Genomic DNA, 12910 nt, shown 5'->3' on the forward strand with positions numbered 1-12910 from the left:
CAGCTCCCCTCCGCTGTCCGCTACTCGCCGTGCGCGTGGGCCAGTTCGGCCCGGTCGTGCTTGCTCATGCCAGCCTGGTCCAGGCCGAGCGCCAGCAGATACAGCAGTTCGTCGTCCTCGGGCAGGTCGACCAACTGGCGCCAGGCGGCGACGTCCTGACCGCCGATGGCGGTTACGGCAACGCTGCTGCGGGTCGCGCCGAGGTAGAGCAGTTGCACGGCCGTGGCTGCCCGGTAGACCGCGTCGCGCACGGTCTGGCCGTCCGCCCCGGCGAGCAGCAGGTGCCGTTTGACGTGGCAGATGACGAAGGCCGGGGCCCGGCTCAGGTGCTGCTGGCCCATGCAGGCGTAGCGGACCGCCTCCCGGTCGGTCAACCGGTCCGAGACGACGACGTTGACCCCCGCCCGCAGCGCCGGCGCGCGACAGGCGTCCGCCAGCGGGCCCGGTACGGCGGCCAGGGTGATCTGCAGGCCGCCGTTGCGGGCATCGTCGGTCGGCCGGGTCACGTCGGTGGGCAGCGGCGTCGCGAGCGCGCCCATCGCCTCGGCGACGGCCTGCCCGGGCGGCGGCAGCTCGGAGAACTGTTTGCAGGACCGGCGTAGTTGGGAGAGCGCGCCCCACTCCCCGCGCCGGATCGGTACGGCGCCACCGGCACCGGCGACCGGCGGCTGGATCAACGGCTCGTCCACCACCGGCCCCGGCGCGCCGCTGCCCTCGACGAGCTGCCGGGGGATGCCCGACCAGCAGTACCGCTCCAGGTCACACCGGTTGTCGGAGCCGGGCGTGAGGTACTGGCGGAAGGACGACCAAGCCGGTTGCCCGGTGGCCTGCGGGGCGGGCCCGATCGAGACCACCGAGTGGACTTCCCGGTAGGGCAGCAGACCCCAGAGCTGATCCATGATCTGGCGGCGGGGTATCCGCAGCCGCAACGTGGCGGATCCGGTGTCCAGCGCGGTCCCCAGCAGGTTCGTCGAGACGTGTCCGGCGTCGAGCTGGGCGTAGAGGTAGCCGCGATGACCGTACTTGCGCATCGACAGCCACGGCCGGGTCAGCACGATGAGGTCCGCCGTGACCGCACCGGACGGCGGTCCCGGCGAGGCCAGCAGGTGCTCCACCAGATCGCCGGGGACCGGTAGCAGCACTGCGGCCCGCCGGGCGAAGTCGAGACGGAAGAGCTTCGCCTCCTCGCCGTCGGTCCGACGGACCAGGACCACGACGTCGTACGGGAAGATGGCGCCGGCCGAGGGCACGCAGCGGGCGGGACCCGCGCCGCGGAAGATTCCCCGCCCCACCAGATCGAGGGCCTGGCGGAGCCCGGCGCTGCGCTGCACCGTGGCCTCCACCCGGAACTCATGCTGCAGGTCGGTCATCCATCGCCAGGCCTCCGCGATGGACGTCGCGTCCGCCTGCGGCGTCTGCCCCGGCAGGGTACTGAGAGCCTCCGCACGCATTCCACCCGCCAATCTGTTGCGTTCCCCATGTGGCGGGAATGGCCAGGTCGATCTGCTCTCGACACCGGCGCAGCTTCCCGGGATTGCGAAGATCAGCGTATCTTCAGCCTCCGGCAGGCGGATAGGAACTTTTCCGGCACGTTTGCGGCAGTTAGGGCCCAACATTGTGCCGATAGCACCGTGACCTGCGGCACGCACCGGCACAACCGGCTTTGACGGGCAGTCGAATCCCGATCTCGGTGCGACCGGTATCTTCCCCGAGCAGAGTTGACTGGCGCTATTCGACACCTGGAAAATTGCTCCCGTCCGGTCGATAGAATCGTTAGTCGATGTCGGCTGGGTGAATTGTTTCGTCGAGCGGAAGGCGTGCCGCGATTTGGTCCGCGACCGGCGGAGAGAAATGGATCCGCGAACCGCGACGACGGACGACATTTCCGCATAGAGGAGGTGAACAACATGAAGAAGTACGCCAAGCGTGCCGCTGTGGCCGGTGCCCTCCGGGACACCAGCATCGTCGCCGACACCAGCGTGATCGCTGACACCAGCATCGCCGACACGAGTGTCATCGCCGACACCAGCCTGCTGAAGGACACCAGCGTCGTAAAGGACACCAGCGTCCTGGGTGACACCAGCGTCATCTGAGACGCCGCCGTCCGGCCAGCACGGTCGGGTGTGCCGTACCCGTCCTGGGTCCGGCGCACCCGGCCCACGGCCGTCGTTGCCGCACGACTGGCGGACCGGTACGACGCACCGCCGGACGCCCAGCGAGAAGGGCCGTACGTGACAGCGGAACCACCCGCACCGCTGCCTGTGGAGGACGTGCTGCGCGCCTGGCAGGACCCCGTCTTCCGGGCCCGGCTCGACGAGGGCGAACTGGCGCGGCTGCCGGACAGCCCGGTGGGCATCCTCGACCTGGCCGACCTGCCGGCGGACTAGGACCGGCGTCAACGCCACTGGCCGGCGACTTGACACCGGCAACAGCACACACTCGGCCGATTTGCCTGCCGGAGCAGCGGAATGAACCTTTTTCAACCTGGACCGCGCGGCGCTCACGCACCGCGTCCGACCTTGCGGTCCGCCGGACCGCAAGGGGAGGTTGAAAAAGGTTCAATGGTGCATCACGAAGAAGCAGGCGTGCGGGCGGATCTGGCCGGGGATGCCCGGTGGTGGCTCGGTATTCCGTTGTCCGGCCGGCTGGGCCAGCCGACCCGGTGCACCGGACCGGACCGGGAGCGCGGCGAGCTGCGGCTGCGACTCTGGCGTACGGGGAGGATTGTCCGGGGGCACACCGGCCCGCCGGCGCACTGGCTCGGCCCCGGCACCGACCTGCCCGCGCTCGCCGGGGAGTCCGCCGCGTCGCTCCGGGCCCGGCTGCCCGACCCACCCGACTGGACCCGGGTGATCGCGCGGGCGTGGCGGGACTTCCCACCACACCGGCCGGACGGCCGCACCCGCCAGCCCGGTCCGCCAGCCGACCACACCCGCCACCCCCCGGCCGATCGCACGGGCCGGTCGGAAGAGGAGTTGCTCGGCTGGCTCGGGCCGCTGCTCGACTGGGCTGGGCGGGAACTGCGTACCGGGCTGGAGCAGCTGGTCAGCCCGCCGCACCGACTCGACGCGCGGCACCCGCTGCTCGCGCCGGACACCGACCGGCTCCTCGCGATGGTGCAGCGGGTCCTGCTGCTCGACCTGCACGCCGCGCGGCTACGTGGACGGCTGCCCGGCGCCACGCCCGAGCAGCGGTTCCAGGCGTTCGCCACGGAGCTGGTCGAGCCGGGACGCGCCCTCGATCTGCTGGCGCGGTATCCGGTGCTCGCCCGGGAACTGGTCGCGCACCTGCGGACCTGGATCCGCGTCCGGCTGGAACTGGCGCACCGGCTGGTCGAGGACGCGGACCGGCTGCGGGAGGCGTTCGGCGCTCCGGCAGCGGGTCTCAGCGCTGTCCGGGAGATCCGGTTCGGCGCCGGCGACACCCACCGGGGTGGCCGGTCGGTTGCCGTGATCACGTACGACAACCGGATCAGCGTCGTCTACAAGCCGCGCAGTCTCGCGATCGAACGGCACTTCAACGCCCTGCTGAGCTGGCTGAACGAGCGCGGGCTGACCCACCCGTTGCACCCACCGCCGGTGCTCGACCGCGGCGGGTACGGCTGGTGCCGGTACGTCGCACCGAGCCCGTGCCGGGACGCTGCGGAACTGGCCAGGTTCTACTGGCGGCAGGGCAGTTACCTGGCACTGTTCTACGCCCTGCGGGCGTACGACATGCACGCCTGGAATCTGATCGCGGACGGCGAGCATCCCGCGTACATCGACCTGGAGGCGCTGTTCCACACCGAGCCCGCGCTCACGGTGGCGGAGTCGGAGCACCACGAGGTGACCACCCGGGTGCTGCGGAACTCCGTACTCACCGTGCAACTGCTGCCCCGCCGGCTCGCCGAGCCGGGCGGCGGCGGTGACCCCAACTTCGGCATCTGCGGGCTGCTCGGCGGGGTGGACGAGGGCGACCAGGCGACGTACCCGGGCCAGTCCTATGCGGACGCCGGCACCGACCTGATGCGGATTACCCGCCGTCCCCGGCCTGCGGACGTCTCGCACAACCGGCCCCGGCTGACGGGCGCGCCGACCCCGCCGCCGATCCGGGCGGACGCGGTACTCGCCGGCTTCGAGGCGACCTACCGGCTGCTGCTGCGCGAGCGCCCGGCGCTGCTGGATTCCGCCGGGCCGCTCGCGGCGTTCCACGACGCCGAGGTACGGGTGGTGCTGCGCAACACGCGCTTCTACGCGGCCATGGTGGACAGTTCCTGGCATCCGGACCTGCTCCGCGATTCGTTCGACCGGGAGCTGTTCCTGCAGCGGCTGGCGACCGGCCACGAGCACTACCCGGCGCGGGCGTCGGTGATCAGCAGCGAGGTCCGCCAGCTCGACCGGCACGACGTGCCGGTCTTCCACGCCTACCCGGGCGAAACAGCGCTGTACGACCCGTCCGGCAAGGTCGCCGACGACTTTCTGGCGGTGAGTGGGCTGGCCGCGGTCCGGCGACGCCTGGCCGGATTCTCCGAAGCCGACCTGCGGGAGCAGCTCTGGCTCGTCCGCGCCTCGCTCTGCACCGTGCTTCCAGTGCCCCGACCCGAGCCCGTGCCGTCGGGTGCCCGATCCGGCGACGTCGATCCGGAACTCGCGATCGCGGCCGCCCGGGGCATCGGCGACCGCCTGCTGGAGACGGCGCTGCGGGATCCGGCGGACGGCACCGTCGAGTGGATCTCGCTGCACCGCCTCGCCCCGCTGTACTGGACGGTCGGCGCGACGAGTCTGGGTCTGGGCTCCGGCGTCAGCGGGATCGCCCTGTTCCTCGCCGAGCTGTCCGGATTGACCGGGGTGGGCCGCTACCGCGACGTGGCCGAGGAGATCGTCCGGGGACTGGTCGGACCTGGCCAAATCCCGCCGGTCGAACAGTTGCGGGGGATGTCGGTAGGCGCGTACGAGGACCTCGGCGGCCTGCTGAACCTCCTGCTGCGCCTGGCCCAGCTCTGGCACGAACCGGCCCTGCTGGCCGAGGCCGAACGCCTCGTCCCGGCCGTAGCGCAGAACCTCGGACACGACCGGCGGATCGACGTACGTGACGGCATCGCCGGTGCGGCGCTCACCCTGGCCCGGATGTCGCGGCTGCGGCCCGACGCCGGCACCGCCGCCACGATCCGGGATGCCGCCGGTGCCGTCGACGCCGCCGTACGGCGGTACGCCGCCGCCGGCAAGCCCGCTCCGGCCGGGCTGGGCCGGGGCAGCGCCGGCTGGGCGTATGCCTCCGCCCGGCTGGCCGACATCATCGGGGCCGACATCGCGGTATCCCGGGCGACCCGGGCGCTCGACCTGCGCCCCCGGCCCGGCAGCGGCGGACCGGCGGGCGGCGGTGCGCGGCCGCACTGGTGTGACGGGGTCGTCGGTACCGGACTGGCCGTGGCCGCGATGCTCGGGATGCCCGGGATGGAGCCGTGCCGGACCAGGTTGCTGGCGGAACTCGGGCGGTCGATCGAACTCGTCCGCTCGACGTGGTTCCGGGACGACTCCTATCTGGGCACCGGCAACGACTCGCTGTGCCACGGCGATCTCGGGATAGTGGAGCTGCTACGCGCGGCCGCCGAGGCGTACGACGACCGATGGTTGCGCGATCAGGCCGGTCTGCTGGCGCATTCGGTGGCCGAGCGGGTCCTGGCCGGCCGACCGGTGACAGCGGCGCCGGCCGGGGTGTGGACGCCCGGTCTGCTGGCGGGAGCGGCCGGAATCGGTCACGGTCTACTGCGTACGGCGTGCCCGGAGGCCGTACCCAGCGTGCTGGTGCTGTGATCATCTGCGGTACGCGACCGGCTGACGACCGACCGACGGGTTCCTGACATCTGGGACACGCACCTGTTGAATTAGGGTGATTTATCAGGGCTCCTTGTTGATCCAGGCCCGCCCCGGAGCGCCATACACAGAATCTTGATCGATGTAGATATGACCATTAGCATCGCGCTCGATGGTTGCCGGGGAGGTGACCACGATGGCGTGTCGCCTGCGAGGGCTCCGGCATGAGGGTGACCGCCACGACCTCATTGGTCGTTTTCCTGTCACGGTGCCCGATAGGTCAGATCGAGAGAGCATAACGCACCAGCGCCATGCGAAACGGGGGACGATGATCAACAGAGCTGACCTGACCTTCAGTCGGATCCTGAAGGCGTCCAGGATTCGACGAGGCCTCACGCAGGCGGAATTGGCCACCCGCTCGATGATCAGCATTCGAAGTATCCGGAATCTGGAGTTGGGCCAGGCCAAACATCCCCGGAAACAGACCATCGACCTGCTCGCCGACGCACTCCAGTTGGACAACCTGGCGCGTACCGAATTCCTCCTGGCGGCACGTCCGCACGAGGTCGCCGCGCTTCCGGACCTGGCCCTCACCCATACGACCTCGGAGATGCCACATGCCGCCGACCCGCTCATGGGTCGAGGCCACACCGTCGAACTGGCGGTGAACCTGCTGGCCGCCCAGGGCTCCCGGTGGGTCGCACTCAGCGGTCTGGCAGGCGTCGGGAAGACCCGGGTGGCCCAGGCGGTGGCGCAGGAGGTCAACCGGACCGCCGGGCAACCGGTGCTCTGGATGAGCGCGGACCGGTGGACCCCACCGATCCGGCCCGAGACCCGCCGCAGACGGAGAACCCCGAGGACCGACCTGCCCACCACGCTCTTCGAACTACTACAGCGCGGTGAGCAGGCCACCGAGGAACTGACCGCGCTCGTCAGCGAGTTCTCCGCGCTCATCGTGATCGACAACTTCGTCGAGCCCGTGATCAGCGAGTCCGCCCTGACACACCTGCTGCGCAACTGCCCGAACATCAGCCTGCTGACCTGCAGCCGCGACCCTTCCCGGTACCGGGCCGGCAATCAACTCACCCTCGCGCCACTGGCCGTGCCCGAGAGTCCCGACGAGGCGGCCCCCGGCCAACTCGCCCGGTATCCCGCGGTGCACCTCCTGCTCACCCACCTCCAGCGGATCCGGCCGGACGCGCCGATCACGGACGCCCAGATCGGGGCGATCGCCCGGATCAGCATGGCGGTCGACGGCATTCCGCTGGCCCTGAAGGCGGCGGCGTCCTGGCTCCCGCTCTACAAGTCGGACGAACTGGTGGAACTGGCGCTGCGCGCTCCGGCGCTGCTGACCGAACCGGTCACGGAGGGCCGCGACGACGCGGGTTCCGGACTCGTCGCGGCGCTCTCGGAGACGGTCGCCGCGCTGCCGACGGAGCACGCCCGGACCCTGCGTACCCTGGCCTGCCTCGCCGAGCCCTGGTCGATGAGCACCGCAGCCCGGGAGGTGCAGGGCGGGATCCCGGAGGCGGCCAAGGCCGTAAACAGCCTGCTGCAACGAGGTCTCATCCGCCCGACCGAACACGACGACGGCGAGTTCGGCCGGTTTCGCGTACTCAACCTGGTCCGGCACCTGCTCGGGCACCCGATGGGGCTCAACCGGATTGCCGCGTAGCGGTATTGACTTCCGACTGGCGGGACCACAGTTGACGGCGGTCAGATGATCGAGGCCAGCTCGTCAGTTATGGCGAACTGGCCTTCGACCTGCGATTTCCTGTGGGTGAGGGCTCTCGAACCCCATCCACCCATGGCCGCAGAATCAGCTCACCGGTCTCGACCGACCTGCGCCTGAACGTGGCCCGCCGACAGCAGTGACAATCGGGCTGACGTGCGGGACGTGCAGTCGCTGGCGTTCTTCGGCCTGGACAACGCGCTCGTGGCTCGCGGCCGGGCGTTTCAGGCGTGGGCGGAGGAGTCCGTCGTTACCCAGCACTCTCCGGCATGACGTTGTGGCGGTGGGCGTTTTGTTGCCACTCACGGGCGGCCCGTTCGCCGACGAAGCCGCGACGTCGCATCTGCCGCCGCCTACCGTCCGGCCTGCCAGTAGATGGATCTCCGTGACCACAGCTGCGGACACAAGATCAATAGTAAAGAGATTCCGCAGCTCAGCGGTACGACGACGGACGAGTCGACCTGTACGCCGGATTTTGTGCCCGGCACGCACCGTTGCCGGTGGTGCCGGCGGCGGTCATCCATCTCGGCCTACCGTTGCCGGCAGGCTCCAGCGGCCTACCCGCAGGCATCGGGCGGGCAGCCCTCGAACGCCTGCGCGGGCCGTTGCCTTTCGGCGATGGCCCTCTCTTGGCCTTGCTCCGGGTGGGGTTTACCGAGCCATCCCGGTCACCCGGGATGCTGGTGGGCTCTTACCCCACCGTTTCACCCTTACCGAACCGGTCGATCCACGCGTTTCCGTGTAAACCACCCCGGTTGGCGGTCTGTTTTCTGTGGCACTTTCCCGCGGGTCACCCCGGGTTGCCGTTAGCAACCACCCTGCCCTGTGGAGTCCGGACGTTCCTCGGCGGCGGGCTCGCGCTCCGCCGACGCGACCGCCCGGTCGACTCGTCCGTCGCGTACCCAATGGTAGCGATGATCCCGAAGAGCGATCCACCGGGCCGCCGCCACTCAGCCCGCCAGGCGATCAACCAGATCGAACCAGCCCGCCTCGATCCGCTCCGGGGGGACACGCCGGTGGCTGTGCAGCCGATTGAGGAACGGCGTGCCGAGATAGCTGCTGAGCACCTCGGCGATCACGTCGAGGTCGCCCGGGACGCCCGCCGCCCGTAGCAGGCTCGCCAGGTGAAGGGTTCGCACCTCGTACGGCGGATGCGGGCTGTACTGGCGGGCCGGTTTCGGTTCGGCCTGGAGATAGAGGTCGAGATAGCGAATCTGGTGCCGGATCGTGGCGACCCCGAAGGCCGCCAGACGTTCCCGGGGCGGCGCCCCCGGACCCAGTGGCGGCGGACCGGACAGGAAGTCCTCTTGGAAGGTGCGTTCGGCGTGGTCGAGCAGCGCGAACATGAGGCCGACGCGGTCACCGAACCGGCGATAGACGGTGCCCTTGCCCACGCCGGCCGCGTTCGCCACCGCCTCCATGGTGACGTGCTCGGCCCCTCGCTCCCGCACCAGCCTGGCGGCGGCGTCCAGCAGGCGCACCCGGTTGCGGGCCGCGTCGACGCGTTCAGCCGCAGGCTGGCCGGCGAGCGGGAGTCCGGAGTCAGGGTCGGTTGCGGGTGACGTCACAGTCGCAGCCTAGCCAGCCCGGGAACAGAACCGGACCACAGTCCGTTTCGAAGGATGAAAAGCGGACCGCAGTCCGCTTCTATCGGAAAGGACATGTCATGGGCACACTCTCCGGGCAGGTGGCTGTCGTCACGGGAGCGGCGCAAGGCATCGGGGCCGGCATAGCGAAGGACCTCGCGGCTGCCGGCGCGACGGTGGTGGTCAACTACTACCCCGGTGACACCGAGCGGGCTGATCGGGTCGTGGCAGAAATCGCCGCCCTGGGCGGTAAGGCGGTCGCGGTGGCCGCGGACGTACGGAAGCCGGACGATCTGACGGCGATGTTCGATCGGGCCGTCAACCAGTTCGGCAGGCTCGACATCCTGGTGAACAACGCGGGCGTGTACGAGTTCGGCCCGCTCGAAGCGGTGACCGAGCACGACTTCCACCACCAGTTCGACACCAACGTGCTCGGCGTGATCCTGGCGACCCGGGAAGCGGTCAAACGATTCGGCCCGGACGGTGGAAGCGTGGTCAACATCAGCTCGACCGCCGTCCAGTTGTCCCAGCCCAACCAGATGATCTACACGGCCACCAAGAGCGCGGTGGAGGCGATCACCCGGGTACTGGCGAAGGAGCTCGGCCCCCGCCACATCAGGGTCAACGCCGTCGGCCCGGGCGGCACGGAGACCGAGGGAGGTCACTCGCACGGCCTGATCGGCAGTTCGTACCTCGACGAACTGGTCGCGGCGACCCCGCTCGGTCGGCTGGGGCAGGTCGGGGACGTGCCCCGGTAGTGACCTTCCTGGCCTCGCCCGCCGCCGGATGGGTGACCGGAGAGGTACTACTGGCCTCGGGCGGCCTGCGCCCATAGGTGGTCCCGCCGTGGCGGGGGACGGAGCAGGACATCCGGGCCCTGCTCCCCCTTGCCTGTGGTGGGTGGCCTGGCGGCCTTTCCGGTGATTGGCTGGCGGCGAGACGGACCGGCAGGCCACCGAGAGGTCGGCAACGCCGCCGATTAGCCTCGACAGGCTATGGATTTTCCCGAGGCGCTGCTACTGCTCGCTGCCGGGCTCGCCGCGGGCATTGTCAACGCGGTGGCCGGCGGCGGCTCGCTCATCACCTTTCCGGCCATGATCGCGATCGGGCTGCCGGCGATCCCGGCCAACGTGAGCAACTCGGTGTCGGTCTGCCCCGGCTACCTGGCCAGCGTGTGGGGCAGCCGGGACGATCTGCCGGACCGCCGGTGGCTGCTCCGGCTGGTCCCGGGCACCGTGCTGGGCACCGCCGCCGGCTGCGCGCTGCTGCTCTCCACTCCGGCCCGGGCGTTCGAACTGGCCGTACCGTTCCTGGTGCTGGGCGCGACCGCCGTGCTGGCGTTCCAGGACCGGCTTCGCCGTCTCATCGGACAGGGCGGCGGCCAACCCGCCCCGACCGGGTCCGGCTTCGCCGCCTCGGGCCGGACGGCGGTGCGGAGCCCCTCCCGGCAGAGCCTCGCGCTGCACACCATGGTCGTGGTCGGCGCGGTCTACGGCGGATATTTCGGCGCCGCGCTCGGGGTCATGCTGGTGGCCGGGCTGGCGCTGGTGCTGGACGAGACGCTGACCCGGGTCAGCGCGATCAAGAACGTGCTCTCCGCGGTGGTCGGGCTGACCACGACCGTCGCCTTCGCCGCGTTCGGCCCGGTGAACTGGACCGCCGTCGCGGTGGTCGCCCCCGCGACCATCATCGGAGGGTACGCGGGCGCGCGGCTCGTCCGCCGGCTGCCGCCCGAGGTACTCAAGACCGTGATCGTGCTCTTCGGTACGGCAATCGGCCTGCTGCTGCTCTACCGCTCCTGGATCTGACCCCGGCCGTCCGGCAGGACGGCGGCTCAGTGCCCGCGCCGGGCGGGACAGCGCCAACGGACCTCGGTCAGCATCCAGCCGAAGAACGCCACCTCCAGCAGACCGAAAGCACCGACCAGCAGCATCTCGATCATCTGCCGCACCTCCGGTCCGGATCGGCTCGTCGTCGCTCCTCCACGCTATCAACACCCGCCGATCGGCGCTGGACAAGAGATCCCCGTGACCAGGTCGGCGTACCCGAATCTCGGGTTGCCTGCCCTGGCCACGGGGATCCCCCCGGGGGCGGGGTGGTTGGTGTCGGTGTGTGTCGGGTCGGTCAGACCTTCGGTGCGGGTTCGACGGGCTCGCCGGCCACCTCGGCCGACTCCCTCGGGCTGGGTACGACCCGCGGGTCGCCCTCGTCGGCGAAGTAGTCGTCCTGCTCGGTCCCGTCCACCCCGTCGGCGACCTTGGCGGCCCGGAGGATCAGCGTGACGATCGCCGCGACCAGCAGGTTGACCACGACCGCGACCAGGCCGACGTAGATGGTCTTGGTTGAGCCGTCGAAGCCGAGCTTCTCCAGCGGGAACGCGGACCCGCCGAAGTGCGCCCGCTTGGTCGCCGGGTTGGGAATCTGGTAGAGCATCCACATTCCCAGGCCCATTCCGGCGACCCAGCCGGCGACCAGCGCGCCCCGGTGGAACCACCGGGTGTAGAGGCCGAGGGCGACGGCCGGCAGCGTCTGCAGGATGATGACCCCGCCGATGAGCTGGAGGTCGATCGAGAACTGCGGGTCGAGGAAGACGATGCAGGCAACCGCACCGATCTTCACCACCAATGACGTGATCTTGGAGACGTTCGCCTCCTGGGCCGCGGTGGCGTCCTTGCGCAGGTACTCCTTGTAGATGTTCCGGGTGAAGAGGTTGGCCGCCGCGATCGACATGATGGCGGCCGGCACCAGCGCGCCGATCCCGATCGCGGCGAACGCGATCCCGGCGAACCAGCTCGGGAACTGCTGCTCGAAGAGCAGCGGCACCACCGTGTTGTTGTCCACGGTGCCCTCGGTCGCGCCCGGCAACGGGGTCACCCCGGCGGCGATGGCGGCGTACCCGAGCAGGGCGATCAGACCCAGCAGCAGGCTGTACGCCGGCAGCGCCGACATGTTCCGCTTGATCACGTCCCGGCTCCGGCTGGCCAGTACGCCGGTGAGGCTGTGCGGGTAGAGGAAGAGCGCGAGCGCCGAGCCGAGGGCCAGGGTGATGTACTGCAACTGGTTGTTGGCGTTGAGCGTGATGCCGTCGTTCGGGGACGGGCTCGCGTCGAACTTCGCGTCCGCCGCGTCGAAGATGCTCCCCCAGCCACCGAGCTTGTACGGCAGGTAGACGATCGCCACCAGGATCACGATGTAGATCAACGAGTCCTTGACGAACGCGATCAGCGCCGGTGCCCGCAGCCCGGACTGGTAGGTGTAGGCGGCCAGGATGGCGAAGGCGATGATGATCGGCAGGTGCCGGGCGATGGCGCTCTCCCCGCTGACCCCCATCGTCTTGAGCACCGCCTCGATGCCCACCAACTGGAGCGCGATGTAGGGCATGGTCGCGACGATGCCGGTGATCGCGATGATCAGGGCCAGGGTCGGCGAGTCAAACCGCTTCCGGACGAAGTCGGCCGGGGTGACGAAGCCGTGCCGGTGCGAGACCGACCAGAGCCGGACCAGCACCAGGAAGACCAGCGGATAGATGATGATCGTGTACGGCACCGCGAAGAACCCGGCTGCCCCGGCCCCGAACAGCAGCGCCGGTACGGCCACGAAGGTGTACGCCGTGTAGAGGTCGCCGCCGACCAGGAACCAGGTGATCCAGCCGCCGAAGCTGCGCCCACCGAGACCCCACTCGTCGAGGTGCGCCATGTCGCTCGGCGCCCGCCATCGGGCCGCGACGAAGCCCATCCCGCTGACCAGCAGGAACAGCAGCGTGAAGATGATGATCTCAGTGAGATGGTCCTGCCACACCG

At 70.0% G+C, this 12910-nt stretch carries 9 protein-coding genes and 1 other RNA gene; 6 read left to right on the forward strand and 4 right to left on the reverse strand.

Annotation, left to right across the window (positions count from 1 at the left end; all coding sequences use genetic code 11):
• Positions 1-20: 20 nt before the first annotated feature.
• Positions 21-1370 (reverse strand): hypothetical protein, encoded by a 1350-nt coding sequence (locus ACSMXO_RS33710; protein WP_455415166.1) that lies wholly within the window; start codon positions 1368-1370, stop codon positions 21-23.
• A gap of 537 nt (positions 1371-1907) precedes the next feature.
• On the opposite strand from ACSMXO_RS33710, the gene ACSMXO_RS33715 reads away from it, so the two are divergent.
• The 4 genes from ACSMXO_RS33715 to ACSMXO_RS33730 all read left to right on the forward strand — a co-directional run bounded on the left by ACSMXO_RS33715 (position 1908) and on the right by ACSMXO_RS33730 (position 7467).
• Positions 1908-2093 carry a hypothetical protein gene (locus ACSMXO_RS33715; RefSeq protein ID WP_346257998.1) on the forward strand — a complete coding sequence of 62 codons (186 nt, stop codon included), beginning with the start codon at positions 1908-1910 and terminating at the stop codon, positions 2091-2093.
• A 138-nt stretch (positions 2094-2231) separates the two neighbouring features.
• On the forward strand, positions 2232-2387 hold the full coding sequence (locus ACSMXO_RS33720; RefSeq protein ID WP_346257999.1) for a mersacidin/lichenicidin family type 2 lantibiotic: 156 nt from the start codon (positions 2232-2234) through the stop codon (positions 2385-2387).
• Positions 2388-2585: 198 nt separating this feature from the next.
• Entirely contained in the window at positions 2586-5792 is a 3207-nt protein-coding gene (gene lanM / locus ACSMXO_RS33725) for a type 2 lanthipeptide synthetase LanM (RefSeq protein WP_455415167.1), read from the forward strand.
• Positions 5793-6120: 328 nt separating this feature from the next.
• On the forward strand, positions 6121-7467 hold the full coding sequence (locus ACSMXO_RS33730) for a helix-turn-helix domain-containing protein (RefSeq protein WP_346258001.1): 1347 nt from the start codon (positions 6121-6123) through the stop codon (positions 7465-7467).
• A gap of 505 nt (positions 7468-7972) precedes the next feature.
• Here ACSMXO_RS33730 and rnpB read toward each other — a convergent pair.
• An RNA gene (rnpB, locus tag ACSMXO_RS33735) (RNase P RNA component class A) lies at positions 7973-8414 on the reverse strand.
• A gap of 60 nt (positions 8415-8474) precedes the next feature.
• Positions 8475-9092, reverse strand: coding sequence for a TetR/AcrR family transcriptional regulator (locus ACSMXO_RS33740; protein ID WP_346261121.1), 618 nt, complete (start codon positions 9090-9092; stop codon positions 8475-8477).
• Positions 9093-9190: 98 nt separating this feature from the next.
• Between ACSMXO_RS33740 and ACSMXO_RS33745 the strand changes: the two genes are divergently transcribed.
• Together ACSMXO_RS33745 and ACSMXO_RS33750 are read left to right on the forward strand one after the other, a co-directional pair.
• Positions 9191-9868, forward strand: coding sequence for an SDR family NAD(P)-dependent oxidoreductase (locus ACSMXO_RS33745; RefSeq protein WP_455415168.1), 678 nt, complete (start codon positions 9191-9193; stop codon positions 9866-9868).
• Between the two features lie 237 nt (positions 9869-10105).
• Positions 10106-10918 (forward strand): sulfite exporter TauE/SafE family protein, encoded by an 813-nt coding sequence (locus ACSMXO_RS33750; protein ID WP_455415169.1) that lies wholly within the window; start codon positions 10106-10108, stop codon positions 10916-10918.
• Between the two features lie 316 nt (positions 10919-11234).
• Here the strand turns inward: ACSMXO_RS33750 and mctP are convergent, their stop codons facing one another.
• Positions 11235-12908 (reverse strand): monocarboxylate uptake permease MctP, encoded by a 1674-nt coding sequence (gene mctP / locus ACSMXO_RS33755; protein WP_455415170.1) that lies wholly within the window; start codon positions 12906-12908, stop codon positions 11235-11237.
• Between the last annotated feature and the right edge of the window lie 2 nt (positions 12909-12910).

The sequence above is a fragment of the Plantactinospora sp. DSM 117369 genome, from assembly GCF_053764795.1.